Source organism: Burkholderia sp. Bp9012 (assembly GCF_003853825.1).
Taxonomy (GTDB): domain Bacteria; phylum Pseudomonadota; class Gammaproteobacteria; order Burkholderiales; family Burkholderiaceae; genus Burkholderia; species Burkholderia diffusa.
The window spans coordinates 1-15,180 of the sequence record NZ_QTQA01000003.1 but is presented as its reverse complement, the minus strand read 5'-3'; the positions used below and the strand labels follow the sequence as shown (position 1 = coordinate 15,180).

Annotated in this window: 15 protein-coding genes and 1 pseudogene; 7 read left to right on the top strand and 9 right to left on the bottom strand. The window is 63.7% G+C overall.

What is annotated here, in order from left to right; translation table 11 throughout:
* Positions 1-42: 42 nt before the first annotated feature.
* The gene (locus DIE11_RS04270) at positions 43-720 is read right to left on the bottom strand and encodes a hypothetical protein (RefSeq protein WP_124621712.1); all 678 of its coding nucleotides are present in this window, start codon (positions 718-720) and stop codon (positions 43-45) included.
* Positions 721-1,011: 291 nt separating this feature from the next.
* Between DIE11_RS04270 and sugE the strand changes: the two genes are divergently transcribed.
* The 5 genes from sugE (at position 1,012) to DIE11_RS04245 (ending at position 6,212) form a co-directional block, all read left to right on the top strand.
* Positions 1,012-1,332: a quaternary ammonium compound efflux SMR transporter SugE gene (gene sugE / locus DIE11_RS04265; protein WP_124621710.1), complete on the top strand. Its 321-nt coding sequence runs from the start codon at positions 1,012-1,014 to the stop codon at positions 1,330-1,332.
* Positions 1,333-1,486: 154 nt separating this feature from the next.
* Positions 1,487-2,017, top strand: a complete 531-nt coding sequence (locus DIE11_RS04260; RefSeq protein ID WP_124621708.1) for a DinB family protein — start codon at positions 1,487-1,489, stop codon at positions 2,015-2,017.
* 360 nt (positions 2,018-2,377) lie between these two features.
* Positions 2,378-3,712 (top strand): porin, encoded by a 1,335-nt coding sequence (locus DIE11_RS04255; RefSeq protein WP_311767581.1) that lies wholly within the window; start codon positions 2,378-2,380, stop codon positions 3,710-3,712.
* 142 nt (positions 3,713-3,854) lie between these two features.
* Positions 3,855-5,135 (top strand): MFS transporter, encoded by a 1,281-nt coding sequence (locus tag DIE11_RS04250; RefSeq protein ID WP_260437072.1) that lies wholly within the window; start codon positions 3,855-3,857, stop codon positions 5,133-5,135.
* 93 nt (positions 5,136-5,228) lie between these two features.
* Complete coding sequence (locus DIE11_RS04245) at positions 5,229-6,212, top strand: alpha/beta hydrolase (protein ID WP_124621704.1); 984 nt, start codon at positions 5,229-5,231, stop codon at positions 6,210-6,212.
* 126 nt (positions 6,213-6,338) lie between these two features.
* Here the strand turns inward: DIE11_RS04245 and DIE11_RS04240 are convergent, their stop codons facing one another.
* The 7 genes from DIE11_RS04240 to DIE11_RS04210 form a co-directional block, all read right to left on the bottom strand.
* The gene (locus DIE11_RS04240) at positions 6,339-7,436 is read right to left on the bottom strand and encodes a mandelate racemase/muconate lactonizing enzyme family protein (protein ID WP_124621702.1); all 1,098 of its coding nucleotides are present in this window, start codon (positions 7,434-7,436) and stop codon (positions 6,339-6,341) included.
* Positions 7,433-8,233 carry an NAD(P)-dependent oxidoreductase gene (locus tag DIE11_RS04235; RefSeq protein WP_124621700.1) on the bottom strand — a complete coding sequence of 267 codons (801 nt, stop codon included), beginning with the start codon at positions 8,231-8,233 and terminating at the stop codon, positions 7,433-7,435. Before DIE11_RS04235 ends, DIE11_RS04240 begins: the two co-directional genes overlap by 4 nt.
* A 99-nt stretch (positions 8,234-8,332) precedes the next feature.
* Positions 8,333-8,626 (bottom strand): Dabb family protein, encoded by a 294-nt coding sequence (locus tag DIE11_RS04230; protein WP_124621698.1) that lies wholly within the window; start codon positions 8,624-8,626, stop codon positions 8,333-8,335.
* Entirely contained in the window at positions 8,623-10,074 is a 1,452-nt protein-coding gene (locus DIE11_RS04225; protein WP_124621697.1) for an aldehyde dehydrogenase (NADP(+)), read from the bottom strand. Before DIE11_RS04225 ends, DIE11_RS04230 begins: the two co-directional genes overlap by 4 nt.
* On the bottom strand, positions 10,071-10,532 hold the full coding sequence (locus DIE11_RS04220) for a nuclear transport factor 2 family protein (RefSeq protein ID WP_124621695.1): 462 nt from the start codon (positions 10,530-10,532) through the stop codon (positions 10,071-10,073). The genes DIE11_RS04225 and DIE11_RS04220 overlap by 4 nt, the downstream gene beginning before the upstream one ends.
* Positions 10,533-10,675: 143 nt before the next feature.
* The gene (locus DIE11_RS04215) at positions 10,676-11,572 is read right to left on the bottom strand and encodes an aldose 1-epimerase (RefSeq protein WP_124621693.1); all 897 of its coding nucleotides are present in this window, start codon (positions 11,570-11,572) and stop codon (positions 10,676-10,678) included.
* A 44-nt stretch (positions 11,573-11,616) separates the two neighbouring features.
* A complete protein-coding gene (locus DIE11_RS04210; protein WP_124621691.1) occupies positions 11,617-13,200 on the bottom strand; it encodes an IclR family transcriptional regulator C-terminal domain-containing protein in 1,584 nt (527 codons plus the stop codon).
* On the opposite strand from DIE11_RS04210, the gene DIE11_RS04205 reads away from it, so the two are divergent.
* Together DIE11_RS04205 and DIE11_RS37500 are read left to right on the top strand one after the other, a co-directional pair.
* The gene (locus tag DIE11_RS04205) at positions 13,166-14,143 is read left to right on the top strand and encodes a ribonuclease activity regulator RraA (protein ID WP_260437071.1); all 978 of its coding nucleotides are present in this window, start codon (positions 13,166-13,168) and stop codon (positions 14,141-14,143) included. The genes DIE11_RS04210 and DIE11_RS04205 overlap by 35 nt on opposite strands.
* A gap of 50 nt (positions 14,144-14,193) precedes the next feature.
* Positions 14,194-14,814, top strand: a pseudogene (locus tag DIE11_RS37500) (hypothetical protein); the annotation flags it as partial.
* Between the two features lie 177 nt (positions 14,815-14,991).
* Here DIE11_RS37500 and DIE11_RS04195 read toward each other — a convergent pair.
* Positions 14,992-15,180, bottom strand: a 189-nt coding sequence (locus DIE11_RS04195) for a 4Fe-4S dicluster domain-containing protein (protein ID WP_185633709.1), incomplete at its 5' end; no start/stop codon positions are given.

Here is a 15,180-nt window from a genome sequence, read left to right as displayed (position 1 = left end):
GGCGCGCGAAGGCAACTCCAATGTCTTCGCGCTCTGGTGCGTTTATAGATAAAACGGCCGACTGCTCTTTAATCCGATAACCCGTCGGATCTTGTTGAGGGAGTTCACGACCGACTCGTGATAGGTCAGCTTGTCCAGCAGAACAGGCGTGAAGTTGATAGTGCCGGAGTCTGTAGGAATGGGGAATGGGCGCTCAATGCCATCGTCAGACTCAGTCACGATTGCTGTTCCTGAAACGTCGACTAGATTCATGAAGAGATAGAGCGGTGCAGGCAGATCAAGCTGGCTAATGAGTTGCTTGACTGTTGTGGGGAGTTCCTTCAATAGCTGCAACTCGTAAACACCCGGCCACCAGGTTCGGGATTCGGTCAGCCACGGACCCACGTGCAATACGCCGACCATTTCGATGGATTTGTTACCGTCGATGTAGACATATCCGCTGTATTCTCCATCGCTGTCTGGGGTTGACTTGGCTAGCCAACCGTTCTCATACGGTTCGATGCCGCTCAGCATCACATTGGCTGGCCTCATTGCAAGCAGCAGGCCGGAGAGGTTGGCCTGCAGCGGGTAGCCGAGGTTCACCCCATCACTTTTTCTTTCACTCGAAATTCTTCCTATCCACTTTGGTCCGTCTTGAAGTGGAATCGGCGAACTGCCGGCCAGGATGGCAGCAGCACGGCGATTTGCCTCTTCTTCCAAGTTGGTTAGCGTATCAACCATCGTTTGCCTCAAATCTGGTACAAGTGACACGATCTATTTTGATCCGGCAGCGCTGTTGAGCGTGAATTTCGAGCGCTCTGCATCGTCACGTAAAGTCATTATAAAAAATCGTAAATATTTAGAAAAGCGAAAAAAACTGACATTATTGGTGAGTTTAACTCACATGTTTTCATTCTGATTGGCGGGCTGCTAGAATCTTTTCGTGTTTGGACGACCTCACATCGAGTGCGAGAATGTACTTGTGCTCGTCCATTTCTCGGGGACGACCCCTTTCTTTACGGAGTATTCCCGTTGCATTGGCTTCTTCTCGTTATCGCTGGTCTGCTCGAGGTGGCTTGGGCCGCCGGGCTCAAGTCTTCCGAGGGATTTACGCGGCTTTGGCCGTCGCTATTCACGATCGTCACTGCACTCGGCAGCTTCTGGCTCCTCGCTTTGGCCATGCGGCAGTTGCCGCTCGGCACTGCATACGCGGTATGGACCGGTATCGGCGCGGTGGGCGCTTTCATACTCGGCATCGTCATGATGGGCGAAACAGCGAGTGTCGCTCGTGTGGCAAGTGCTTCGCTTATCGTGCTCGGACTTGTCGGGCTGAAGGTCACGTCCGGGGCCTGACTCGTCCCGCGGCTGAGTGGCGCAGTCTTCAAAAGACTGCGAAGCTCGATCGGGGAGCATCGACACTCTCAGACCCGTACATTCGACGGCCAATGGCCGTCGTGAGGCGCTCACAACATCACTCACACGTCATTGGAAACTAGGAAGCTACCGTATGGATGCAAGTGACCTTCTGTTCAGGATGCTCAGTTACCAGGCATGGGCCCATAAGGAAATCCTCGAGGCAATGAGGGATCTCCACGTTGAGCACCATGCCGAGGAGCGGAAACTGGCGCTTCGTCTGATGAACCATTGTCTCGTGGTCAACAAGATATTTTCCGCGCACCTGGTTGGCGACAGGCATGGCTTCATTTCAGCCAATACTTCCGACACTCCGGAGCTCGATGAACTGCATGCAGAAACAGTAGAAGTCGACCGCTGGTATCTCCGTTATGCGGAAGCAATCACATCAGCGATGCTGCACGAGTCGGTTCCGTTCGAGTTTACGGATGGGGACAAGGGGTACATGACGCGGGAAGAGATGTTGACGCATGTTGTTACCCATGGGGGATATCATCGCGGCGAGGTGGGACGCATTATGATTCAGGCGTCCGCCAGGTCCGGTCGAGAAGTTGTGTTGCCGTGGGACACATATGCGGTCTATCTTCATCGTAGCGAGCCGGCTCGCAGGTCACAAGGGAAGTAGCTTGAGAGGGCTTGGTGTCCGGCGGGGGGGCATTTGTCACGTGCGTGTCGATTTTCTATGAGGAGCAACGATGCGATATCGCTAGGCAGCCTGTGAAGAATGGCGGACATCGATTCGCTCTGGCAATCCATATACGAGTCAGGTCACGCTGATTTCGAACGGATGGTGCGTTTCGTCACGTTCGGTGCCGCGGGCGCGCCTCCTACGGGAATCGATGATCGACTCCACAACGACCCGAGGTCAGCTTTGGTTGACCCAAAGTGAGGTACCCTGCATGTCGGCGATGGCGATCTGGCGTAGGCAGGTCAGTGGATCATTCAGTTTCCGAATTGCGGCATCCGTGATTCGCGGATGAGGTACTTGCCTGCGCGGCAGCGGTGTCTGCCGCGCTTCGTGTGTCTCCAGGGGATCGCCCAACTGTTCCCGCATCTTGGGAAATCACGGCCATTACGCGCCGTCACCCTCATTTTCTTTGTCCACGCTCGTCAATACCATCCGTCCAGTTCAAAAACAACGTGGAGACTGGTGGTGACAAGACACGCATTCGTGGTAATTGCAATTGGGTCTGCTCTGTCTGGTACGGCGTTGGCGCAAAGCAGCGTTCAAATTTACGGAATCATGGATACGGCGGTCACTTACGTGAACAACGCAGGTGGCGCCTCGGTGACCGGATTGAGTGCGGGTCCCTTGAAAGGCAATCGTGTCGGTCTGCTGGGGAAGGAGGACCTCGGTGGCGGCATGCGCGCAATCTTCCGGCTTGAAAATGGCTTTTCCGCGCTCAACGGCGCGCTCGGTCAGGGCGGCGCGATGTTCGGCCGGCAGGCGTATGTTGGCCTCGCCTCGCCGTACGGCACGATCACGGCCGGCCGCCAATACGATTCGATCGTCGATTATGTCGGCGTTTTGAAGGCCGGCGGGGATACGGCCGGTGCTTACGCTAACCATCCGGGCGACCTCGACAATACCGGCAACAACTTCCGCGTGAACAACGCGATCAAATACACGAGCCCGACCGTCCGCGGCGTGACGTTCGGCGGCGTATTCAGCCCGGGCGGCGTGGCCGGCGATTTCCGCCGCAAGCGTGTGTTCTCGCTCGGTGCGGGTTACTCGAACGGCCCGCTGCAGCTTGGCGCCGCGTACCTGAACGCTCAGGATCCGAACTTCTCGTTCTTCGGCACGAACCCGTCGTCGAGCGTGACCGGCAACAACATGACCGCGGCGCCGATCTACTCCGGTTACGCGTCGGCCAGGACGCTGCAGATTGCCGGTGCGACAGGCGCCTACACGTTCGGCGGCTGGACGGCGGGCGTCGTCTACACGAACACGCAACTGCGCGATCTCGGCGCCGAAGCAGGCCTGAATCCGCACGGCTATTCGGGCAGCGCGGTGTTCAACACCTGGGAACTGAACCTGCGCAAGACCTGGGCAGCGACGACGATGTTCGGCACCTCGGTGCAGTACACGCGTGCGAGCCACGTGACTGGCAATGCGAGCAGCGCCGGCTATCTCCAGGCCAATGCGGGTGTTGACTATTTCCTGTCGAAGCGCACGGACCTGTATCTGGTCGGGATCTGGCAACACGCAACGGGACACGATTCGACGGGCGGCAACGCGGTCGCTTCGATCTATGGGTTTACCGCGTCGACGACCGCGAACCAGCTCGCCGTCGCGCTCGGCATGCGACACAGTTTCTGACGCAGTTCCAGATGCTGGGACGCGCTCGATCGGCTCCGGCCAACGCCCGGGTCAACCGCCCGCGGCACGCACTACGATGAACGAAATCGCCGGGCCGGCCATGCAGCGGATGCGCCGGGCCCGACAACCTTGGAGACACGAAGTGAGAAAACCCTACCGGAAGTACCGGACCACGATCCTTGCGATGCTGATGGCCGCGATGATCATCAACTACATCGATCGCGCGGCGCTATCGATCGCGATGCCGTTCATCACACGCGACTTTCACTTGACCGCAGGCGAGAAGGGCCTGATCTTCAGTGCATTCTCCGTCGGCTACGCGCTGTTCAATTTCCTCGGCGGCTATTTTTCGGATCGCTTCGGCGGCAAGCGCGTGCTCAGCGTGTCGATGACGTTCTGGTCGATTGCATGTGGGCTGACAGCGGCAGTGTCCGGCTTCTGGTCGATGCTGCTCGTGCGAATCGCGTTTGGTGCCGGCGAAGGCCCGAACTCGGCGACTGCAAACAAGGTGGTTAACACGTGGTACCCGATCGGCGAGCGCGCGAGCGCGGCCGGCGTCAACCAGGCGGGCGGCCCGATTGGCGGCGCACTCGCGGGACCGGTGATCGGTTTTCTCGCGCTGTCCTTTGGCTGGCGCGCGGCATTCATTGTGATGGCCGGGCTCGGCCTGACGTGGGCGTTCCTGTGGCATCGGCTCGCGACCGAGACGCCCGCGCAGCATCCGATGGTGAGTGCGGCCGAACTCGCGGATATCGACGCGGGGCAGGAACCGGTGACGGCCGCGACGGGCAAGCGCGTATCGATTCTCGATGTGATCACCACGCGCGCGGTGCTGACGACCGGCATCTCGCTGTTTTGCTACAACTACATCCTGTTCTTCTTCATCACCTGGTTTCCGAGCTACCTCGTCGATGCAAAGGGGATCAGCCTGAAGGATATGAGCCTCGTCAGTTCGCTGCCGTGGATCACCGGCGCGCTCGGCTTCCTGTCCGGCGGCTTCCTCGTCGACGCGATCTTCAGGCGTACGGGCAGGCAGATGTTTTCGCGCAAGGTCGTGCTCGTCACGTCGCTGCTGATCTCCGCCGTCTGCATCGGGCTGACCGGCCTGGTCGACGCCGTGGCGACCGCCGTCACCGTGATGACGATCGCGATCGGTTTCCTGATGCTCGCAGCGCCTGCATATTGGGCGATCATCCAGGATAGCGTGCCGCGTCACCAGGTTGGTACGGCAAGCGGCTTCATGCACGGGCTTGCGAATGTGTCGGGCATCGTCGGGCCTGCGGCGACGGGCTTTCTGATCCAGGGTACCGGCAGCTACGTGAGCGCGTTCGCGCTCGCCGGTGCGCTCGGGCTGGTCGGCTCGCTGATCCTCGCGATCTTTGTCGGTCGTCCGGGTGCGGCCCCCAAGACTTCGCTCGCCTGATACCGCGAATCCGCGTCGTCGCGAGCACGCGGCGACACCGAACGCGCATGCCATTGCCTGGCATGCGCTTTTTCATATCCGGAATCCAGCCCAATGAATTTTGATTTGTCGAATCTCAGCGACGGCATGCAAGCATTCATCGATACCGCGTCGTCTTTCGCGAGCGAGCGAGACGACTGGCCGTCCCGGCGTGCGGCGTTCGCGCGGCAGTGCGCGCATTTCACGCCGCCACCGCCGGCTGGCGTAACGGTCATCGACACCACGCTCGGCGGCGTGCGTACGCGCTGCTTCGTGCCGGCCGGACCGGCGCCCGCGACGGGCTGGCCTGTGCTCGTTTTCTTCCATGGTGGCGGCTGGACGGCCGGCGATCACACGACGCACGACTGGTTCGCGCACGCGCTTTTGTCGCGTGTCGACATCGCGGTGCTGACGGTCGATTACCGACTCGCACCGGAAGCGAGCTTTCCGGCGCCAATCGTCGACGGGCTCGCGGTATGGGATGCGATGGCCGGCGTCGGGCTGCCGCTCGATGCGTCGCGGCGCGTCGTGGCGGGGGATAGTGCCGGCGGCACGTTGGCCGCGGCGCTCTGCGTCGCATTGCAGGTACGCGGCGACGCGCAACCGCATGCGCAGTTGCTGTTGTATCCGGTTCTGAGTGCGAGAACCGACTTCGCGTCGATGCACGAGAACGCGGAAGCACCGATGCTCAATTCACGCGGGCTCGCCGAATCGATCGCGCTGTATTTGCCGTGCGAACAAGATCGTCGCGATCCACTTGCGATGCCGCTCGAGGGCGATGGCGATGGACTCGCGCGCGCTTTCATCGCCGTCGCCCAGTACGATCCGCTGCGCGATCAGGGAATCGCTTACGCGGAACGGTTGCGCGCGTCGGGTGGCATCGCGGATGTGTGGGTCGGAAAGGGGCTCGTGCACGGCTGCTTGCGTGCACCGACGTTGCCCAAGGTATCCGAACTGTACGAGCGGATCGCGACGTTTCTCGTCGCGTGCGGAATCGCGGCCGCCCGTGACGGCGAGCGAACTGTGTCGTATGGGGAGTCACCCGCATCAGCGGAATGAGACGGCGTGCGACGCGACCCTCGCGTCGCACGCAAGCAGGCGCGATCGATCCCGTTGTGTTGCGTACGGGATTATCCAGCTTGTCGGCTCGCGATGCCGGTACCGGCATCGCGAGCGTCGCATTGGCTACCGAGCGCGCAGGAACTGTCGGATCACCGCCTCATCCGGTTCGAGCCCGATCCCCGGTGCGTCACCGACGGTGAATCGATGCCCATTGCGAATCGACGACAAATCGATCAACTGCGCGGCGGGATCGACATACAAATACTCGAGCTGCATCAGTTCGTGGTGGGCCGTCGCGAGATGCAGCGTCGCCAGAAAGCCTGGGCCGAAGTAAGGACTGTGCGGCAGCACGCCGAGCCCCGCGTCGCGCGCACGCGCGACGACGTCGAGAAACTCGGTGACGCCGCCGACTTTGCTGATGCTGGGCTGCAGATAGTCGACGGCGCATGCGTCGATCGCATGCCGGAACTGCATCGCGGTACACCAGTTCTCGCCGGCCGCGATTGGCACGCCGTGGCCGCGCAGCCGCGCGAGCAACGCGAAATCCTCGGGCGGAAAAACGGGCTCCTCGAGCCATTCGATCCCGCCGAGTTCCCGCAGCCGTGCAAGGTTCGCGATCGACGATGCCTCGTCCCACGCGCAGTTGACGTCGACGGATACCGGCGCGCGGCCACCGATCGCCGCGTGACATGCTTCGACCACCGGCATCGCGATTTCGTGCAGCTTGATGTTGCCGAAGCCTTCGTCGAGCGCGCGCCGGCACATTGCCGCCGCCGCATCGGCCTGGCCGTAGCGAACGAGGCTCGCATAGGTCGTCAGCGATACCGGCGCTTCGCCGCCGAGCAGCCGGTACAGCGGCACCCGCGCGCGCTTCGCGGCAAGATCCCACAGCGCCATGTCGACGCCGGAGATGGCGAACATCGTGATCCCGTAGCGACCGAAGATGTGCAGCGCCCGCTGCGTCAGCCGGTTCCAGTCGGCGATCGAGTCGATCGTTGCACCCTCGGCAAGCGGCTTCACGCGGGTCTCGACGACACTGCGCGTCGCGTCGGCGACGAAATAGCCGAACGCCTCGCCCCAGCCGACGTTGCCGTCGGTATCCTCGACGCGGATCAGCACCGTTTCGAGCGTCCTCCACGCGGACGGCGTGATGCCAAGCCCGGAGCCGTGATCTTCGAACGGAATCTCGACGACGCGCGATTCGACCGAACGGATCTTCATGCCGGTCTCCGTATGTTCAGCGGTTGCGGCACGTACGGACCACCGACGAAATCCGGTCCGCTTTGCGCGGGCATCTTCTCTCGCGGCACGAAGTTCGCGGCGAGATGCGCGGCCGCATCGTCCTGCGGCACGTAGCCGAGCTCGGTTGCGCGTGCGTTGTCGAAGAACGGGGCAGGGCAGCGCGACACGCCGTACACGACATCATGCGTGATCGCGTCGTGTTCGAGCCCGATCCGGATCAGTTGCGCGAGGTCGCGGCCGCTGACCCAGATGTGCTGGCGACGCCCGTCCGCGATTTCGGGATCGGCATTGCCGATCCGGATCGACAGCGCCTTGATTCCGTGCCGGTGTGCGTACAGCGAGCACGCGGCTTCACCGAACGCTTTGCTGAGCGCGTAGAACCCATCCGGTGCGACGGGCGCCGCGTCGCCCGCGAAACCTTCGATGCGGTGATGGCCGACCACGTGATGGCTGCTCGCGAACACGAAGCGCGGAACGCCGAAATGGCGGCATGCGTCGAGCAGATACAACTGCGCGCGGTAGTTTGCGTCGAGCGTCGCTTCGAAATCGATGTCGAGGCCGTAGCTGCATGCGAGGTGCAGGATGCCGTCGACACCTTCGGCCGCTTGCTGGACGAGCGCCGGATCGGTGATATCACCGACCAGCGCGGTTTCGTTCTCGCTCAGGTCGACCGCTTCCCGCAGGTCGAGCAGCTTCAGCCGGTAGTTGTTGCGCAGGTACGGGCGAACGCGCGTGGCGACGCCGCCGGCCGCGCCGGTCACAAGAAGAGTTTTCATCGGGGTACGTCTCGTATGGTCGTTCGAATCGTCGCCGGCCGTGCGAGCGCGCAGCCGGCGGGGAGGGGGGCGCGACCTGCCGCGCCGCCCTCCCGGATATCATCGAGTGTAGTCGCAGGCGACCCACTCGAAGTACGTCTTCAGGTCCGCGACCAGCGCTTGATGCGCCGGATGCGGCAGATAGCGCTCGACGGCTGCTGCGTCGTCGAACGTCGCCTCAAGCAGATAGTCCCAGCAGATCGGGCGATCGAGTTCGTTCGCTGACACGCGCCATGCACGAATGTATTCGATCTCGCTGTCGAGGCTACGCATCCGTTCGATGAGCGCCGCCTCCCGAACCGGATCGGCGTCGACGTGCGCGAGGCGTCGGAACATCACGACATGCTGCATCATGACGGCAACCCTCCACGCCAGGCGGCGATCGCCCAGTCCGGCGCATCCTGCAGCGCGACGGGCCGGAGGAATCGAGTGATTGCCGCATAACCTACCGACGTCGTTTGCGGTTGCGTCGACGCCGGCCAGGGGCCGCCGTGCTGCTGCGCATCGCATACGGCGACACCGGTCGGCACGCCGCCGAACAGCACCCGTCCGCCGATCCGCGCTGCCGCCGACGCAAGCGTGCGGTTTGCCGGTGTGTCTGCGTCCGCACCCCACAGCGTGACGGTCAGTGTTCCGCTGACAGCGGCGAGCACGCGCAGCACGTCCGCATCGTCGCGTACCCGCACGACGAGCGCCGCCGGGCCGAACATCTCTTCGTGCAATGTGGGTTGCGCGACGAAGTTGTCCGAATCCGTCTCGTACAGGCGTGGCGCGGGCGGCGCAACCGGCGCATTGGCGCTCGCCGTCGCGAGCCGCGTGCGTACGCCGGGCTGCGACGCGATCACGGCCGACGCGCTTTCAAACCCACTGCGCATTCCGTCCGTGAGCATCCGGTGTGGCGCTTGAGCCGCGAGCGCATCGGCTAGTGCGACGACGAAACGCTCGCCAGCCGGATCGTCGCGAACGAGAATCAGGCCCGGGCTCGTGCAGAACTGGCCGCAGCCGAGCGTGATCGATGCGGCGAGCGTTGCGGCCGGTGTATTCGGGCCATCCGCGAGCGCGGCGGGTTGCACGATGAGCGGATTGATCGACCCCAGTTCACCATAGAACGGCACGGGACGAGGCCGTGCATTCGCCGCACGCCATAACGCAACGCCGCCCTGATACGAGCCGGTGAATGCGACCGCGGCGATCGCCGGATGCGTTACCAGCGCGGTGCCTGCTTCGCGTGACACCTGATCGACGAACGCGATCACGCCGGGCGGCAGCGCCTGTTCACGCAGTACGGCGGCAGCGAGCGCGTGGACGCGGCGCGACAACGCCGCATGGCCGGCGTGCGGCTTCACGACGACGGTGCAACCGGCTGCAAGCGCGGACGCTGTATCGCCGCCGAGTACCGAGAAAGCGAACGGGAAATTGCTCGCGGAGAACATCGCGACGGGGCCGAGCGGTTCGAGTACGCGCGTCAGGCGCGGCCGGCCGGAAGGAGGTGCGCCGGCCACTGCCGCGTCGTCTGTCAGGGCGAACGGCGCTCCGGCCTCGATGCGCTCAGCGAAACCGCGCAGCTGGAAAGCGGTGCGCGCAACCTCACCCGTCAGGCGAGGCGCGCCGAGATGCGTTTCGTCGTCGGCAATCGCGACGAGTTCGGCCGCATGCTGTTCGAGTGCATCGGCGAGCCCGCGCAGCAACTGGCTGCGCACCGCGGCGGGTGCGGCCGCGTACGAGGCCTGAGCATCGCTGGCGAGCGCGACTTCGTGCTCGATGATCGGGAATGCCGTCGGATTGTCGTTCACGGCGCTCATGATTGCGGCCCCAGATGGTAGCCACGGCCCGCGTAATCGAATTCGACGATTTCGTTGATCGGCACCTGCTTGTCGGCCGGCGCCGCGTAGTACGCGCGAATCTCCTTGATCCGACACGTTTCGGGATCGAACACATACCACTCGTCGCCGCGCAGCGCGGTGCCGAGCTTGGTCTTCCAGTGGGTCCACTCGATCACCGCCTCGTGCGAATCGTGCGATACGAGAATCTTCTCAATCGTCCATTGCGAGCCGAGTTCCGCGACGCACCATTGCCACTTGCGCGCGATCGTATCGGCGCTGCGCCAGGGAATGTCGGGCAGGCCGGCCGGAAAATAATGAACGGCGTCGGGCGTGAAACACGATACGAGCTTGTCGTAGTCGGCTTCGTTGCATGCGTCGAAGTAGCGGCGGATCAGCGCCGCATATCGGGCGGATTGGGCGGGGTCGAACTCTGCCATTGAATGGCCTCCTCCAGGAATGACGGGCAACGGCAACACAGGCCGCGCGTGGAATCACGTCATGAGTGTAGGGGCCGGTCGCACCGGTGTCGTCCGCCTCCGTATCGATACCGACCGGGGAGTTCCAGTATCTGGAACGACGCTCAGCCGGCCGCCGGTTCCCATTCGAGCGACGCGTGCGCGGCAAGCGTTTCGCCGGGCGCGAGCCTGCACGTGCCGGTATCCGCGATACCGGCCGCAGCGAAGTTGAAGCCGTTCGCGACGTGGCTGACTGGTTCCACGCACAGGAACGGCGCGCCCTGCGGCACGTATGCGACGACGTGCGTCAGCGGCTCGTTGGCACGCAGTCGAACGCGGCCTGCCGCCCGTTCGACGATCGCGTCGCCGTGCCAGTCGCTCGCGTAGACTGCGCAGTCACGATCCTGCCAGTCGCGCGTGCCGAGTACGGTCGGTGCCGGTTGGATCTGCGATGCGCCGGTCGGCAGGAAGCGCGCGTCGAGCGTCCAGCGGCGGCGTGCGTCGAAGCGGACCGCCGAGCCGGGATCGACGGCGAGAAACGGATGCCAGCCAACGCCAGCCGGCATCGGCCGATCGCCCGCATTGCGCACCGACATCCGGACGTGCAGCGTGCGGTGCACGAGCCGAAAGCCGATCCTGGCCTCGAATGGCCAGGGCCAGTGCTCGCCGTCATAGCGCAGCGCGAGCTCGATATCGTCGGCCCGATGCGCGACTACCTCCCACGGCAGTGTTTGCGCAACACCGTGCAGCGTGTTTGGCGGATCGAGCGGATGCGGCGGCAATGGATGGATTTCGCCTTCGAAGTGGAGTTGCGCGTTGGCGATCCGGTTTGAGTATGGAATCAACGGATACGCGCCGGCTTTCGGCCAGCCGTGCGGTGGCGCCTGCCACGCGTCGAGCGGGACGAGCAGTTCGACACTGGATTCGATCGTGACGAGACGGGTGACGCGCGCGCCGAATTGCGGAGCGACATCAGCACGAAGGTCATCGTTCGCGATCGTGAGACGGGAGGATTCGATCATTCAGGGAAGCACGGTGTGAGGAGAGGGGAAGGACGCAGCGGGAATCAACCGTCGATCCTCAGCCGCAGCAGATGGCCGGACAGCGGCGCACTGGCGAGCGATTCGATCTGCTGATGATTGCGGTCGCTGGTGACATAGATCGACGCGCCGGTCGCGTCGCGGACGAATGCAAGGCCGGTTGGCGCGGCCACCGGCAGGCTGACTATCCGGTCCAGCACACCTTCGCCCGTGAAGCGCATCAGGCTCCAGCCGTCCTTCAGCGCGACCCAGATCCCGCCGCGATCGTCGAGCGCGATGCCGGACAGCCTGCCGGAGCCCGGCGGCATCGACGCGAAACGGCGTACCGCCGCCGCGCCGCGCTGCAACACATAGATCGTGCCGGACCCGGAGCCGGTCGCATACGCGGTCGTGCCGTCGGCCGTCCACGCGAGTGCGTCGATCGCTTCGCTGAATTGCCAGCGCGCGTCGAAGCGTTCCGCGTCGTTCACGAAACCGAGGTGGCCGCCGCCGTCGCGCTGCAGCCAGCCCCATACGCGTCCGCCGGGGTCGCTGCACAGCAGCGTCACGGAAGGGTCGCTCCAGACGCTCGGGCTGTCGTGTGCGACCGCCTCGTGTTTCGCATCCAGGATCACATGGCGGCCCGCGAGCGCGACCAGCAGCCCGTCGGGATGCAACTGCATCCCGACGATCGGTGCATCGAGCTGCGCGACGATCTGGTCGCTTTTGCCGTCGAATGCATGGATGGCCGGCGCGAGCGTATCGGCCCAGTACATCAGGCGGCGCGCGGACGAATATACCGGGAACGCGCCGTGAAATGCCCACGACCGGCTTGCGGCGGTCACCTCCTCCGGCTCGGCGGTCGCGCGCGCCGGATTCAGTTGGGCGCCAACGCGGCGCGCGGCCTCCACCAACTCCGGCCCGAGCAGCTCGAGCCGGGCGAGCGACATCCGGTACGCGGGGCCTGCCACGCTCAGCGCGCCACGCACGCGGCCCTCCGGATCGACAATTGGCGCCGCGACGCATCGCACGCCGAGCACGATCTCCTCGTCGTCGACTGCCCAGCCGCGCGTCGAGGTGATCCGTAACTCAATGTGCAAGCGCCGCCGGTCCGTGATCGTGCGTGGCGTGAGCGGCGCAAGCGTGACGCTGCGCAGCAACGTTTCGCGTTCGTCGCGCGGCATCCGCGACAGGATCGCCTTGCCCTGGCCGGTGCAGTAGAGCGGCTTGCTGCGGCCAAGCGCAGCGGCCGATCGTTGCGAATGCGCGCCGTCGCAGCGTTCGAGCGAAATCACCTCGTTGCCGTCCAGTGCGGCCAGATAGGTCGTCTCGCCGGTGAGGTCGCGTAGCGCGCGCAATTCGGGTGTGGCCGCTGCGACAAGATCCGGCATCAGGTACGCGTTGCGGACGAGTTCCAGATAGCGGAACCCGAGCCGGTACACGCGATGGCTCGCGTCGCGCCTCAGCAATCCGTGCTCGATCAGTGTCGCGAGTATGCGATACAGCGTGGTTTTCGGCAGGCCTGCCTGTTCCAGCAACTCCGCGTTCGTCATGCCCTGCGGGGCCGCGCCCACCAGTTCGAGCACCGTCAGCGCCTTGCCGAGCGATGCGGTTCCGTCTCCGATACCCACATTTCCACCTTTTGGAATTCGTCTGCCTGTAGGGCAGAACAGGTCGATTCATGATCGAAACTTTAGCAGTAGCATCGATTCCGAGTCGGCGCTTGAGTCGACCGGGTTCCATATTCTGGAACTCGCCATGCATTTCTCTTCAGAGCGAGGACATCACGTGACCATTCACTCCTATTCCGAGGGGCTCGATCGCGAAATCGATCGTGCCGTCCATGTCAGCGACGAAACGCTTGCGCGTCTCGCGAAGGTGAGCAGCGGCTCCCTGACGACCCAGTTGTTCAAGCGCGGCTTCCGGCAGCCGGCGCTCGTTGGTTTGCGCGCACTGAATCACGAAGTCAAGCCGTTCGCCGGGCGCGCGTATACGATGCGTTTCATTCCGGCGCGCGAGGACATCGATACATACGGCACGATGACGACGCGGCCAAACGTGGACAATCTCCAGTGGCAGGGGGTCGAACAGGTGCGGGAAGGGGACGTGCTCGTGATCGACAGCCGTGATGATCCGCGCGCGGCATCGGCCGGCAACATCCTCGTCACGCGATTGCTTGCGCGCGGTGCACGTGCGATCGTCACCGATGGCGCGCTGCGTGACGGTTCCGAAATCGCGGCGATGGCGCTGCCGGCTTATGCCCGCGAAGTGACCGCAACGACGCGGATCTCGTACCACCATGTCGCGGATCTGCAGGTGCCGATCGGCTGCGCCGGCGTGGCAGTCTATCCGGGCGACGTGATCGTCGGCGACCAGGATGGCCTGACGGTCGTGCCGGCGCATCTTGCCGAAGAACTCGCTGACATCTGCGAGAAGCAGGACGACATCGAGGCGTATCTTACGCTGCGGATCGCGGCCGGTGAACCGCTGTGGGGTATCTATCCGCCGAGTTCGCAGGCGTATGCGGACTACGAGGCGTGGGTTGCGGCCGGGCGCGGTAGCGTTCTGCGTTGAATCCCGAGTGAACTGGGTAGGACGCAGGACATCGGTGCGATGGTCGGCACGGTTTCGCCGTGGTGGCGAGCGAAGTGCGCCGCCTCGCACTGCATTCCGGATCAGCGGAGAAGGAAGTCAAGGAATTGATCGTCACGTCCGTTTTCATGATTCAGTACGGTGCGAAACAGGCAATGGCGGTCGGCGCGACGACGGGGCAGGTCAAGCAAGCCGTCGTGCAAATGGACACGGTCACGCAGCAGAACGCGGCGCTCGTCGAGTAGGCGGCAGCGGCGGCGCATTCGCTGGAAGATGAGGCGACGAACCTGAACGATGCCGTGTCGGTATTCAAGGTCTCGGATGGTGAATCGTCCGAATTACACCCGGCGCGCGCATCGAGCACGCCGTTGTTTCCGTTGCCGAGGTCGATCACCGTTCGACGAGCGGCGGCCGCTCCGATCTGGACAGCCACGATGGATAGCGGTTCGATTGATTCGGAGAGGGCGGCGCCGATGTCCGCACGCTCGACCAGCGACGATAGGCGGACGTTCTGGCGCGTGCGAACCGCGGACATCGGGCCCCGCGCTCATGACTCACACGGTGAGACGGCTCTCATCGAGAGCGTCGTAGAATCGGGCGGCATCGCTCCTCTCGCGGACGAAGGCGAGCATACCTGCGGCACGCGGAACTAGAGAATTCAGGATTGCGAACGGGGAATCAATTGCGCTCATTTCGAATACTGTCGGCGCGTGTTGGAATTTGTGGTTCCTGCGAGCGCTCACGGGATCTAACCCACCCGGGGAAAGCGGCGGCAAAAAATCCCAACCAGGCTGGATATACGTGTCGGGCGGATTTGAGCGGCCTCCATGTCACATGCGTGAATAATTCGGGCCGCCGCCTTCCGGCGTGACCCACACGATGTTCTGCGTCGGGTCCTTGATGTCGCACGTCTTGCAGTGCACGCAGTTCTGCGCGTTGATCACCAGCCGGTCGCTGCCGTCGTCGTTCTTCACGAACTCGTACACCGCCGCCGGGCAGAAGCGCCCCTCCGGCCCCGC

What these genes read in the sequence shown, in the direction of transcription:
- DIE11_RS04270 (WP_124621712.1), bottom strand. Translation starts at nt 720, where the DNA reads ATGGTTGATACGCTAACCAACTTGGAAGAAGAGGCAAATCGCCGTGCT.
- DIE11_RS04245 (WP_124621704.1), top strand. Translation starts at nt 5,229, where the DNA reads ATGAATTTTGATTTGTCGAATCTCAGCGACGGCATGCAAGCATTCATC.
- DIE11_RS04260 (WP_124621708.1), top strand. Translation starts at nt 1,487, where the DNA reads ATGGATGCAAGTGACCTTCTGTTCAGGATGCTCAGTTACCAGGCATGG.
- DIE11_RS04240 (WP_124621702.1), bottom strand. Translation starts at nt 7,436, where the DNA reads ATGAAGATCCGTTCGGTCGAATCGCGCGTCGTCGAGATTCCGTTCGAA.
- DIE11_RS04230 (WP_124621698.1), bottom strand. Translation starts at nt 8,626, where the DNA reads ATGATGCAGCATGTCGTGATGTTCCGACGCCTCGCGCACGTCGACGCC.
- DIE11_RS04225 (WP_124621697.1), bottom strand. Translation starts at nt 10,074, where the DNA reads ATGAGCGCCGTGAACGACAATCCGACGGCATTCCCGATCATCGAGCAC.
- DIE11_RS04220 (WP_124621695.1), bottom strand. Translation starts at nt 10,532, where the DNA reads ATGGCAGAGTTCGACCCCGCCCAATCCGCCCGATATGCGGCGCTGATC.
- DIE11_RS04215 (WP_124621693.1), bottom strand. Translation starts at nt 11,572, where the DNA reads ATGATCGAATCCTCCCGTCTCACGATCGCGAACGATGACCTTCGTGCT.
- DIE11_RS04235 (WP_124621700.1), bottom strand. Translation starts at nt 8,233, where the DNA reads ATGAAAACTCTTCTTGTGACCGGCGCGGCCGGCGGCGTCGCCACGCGC.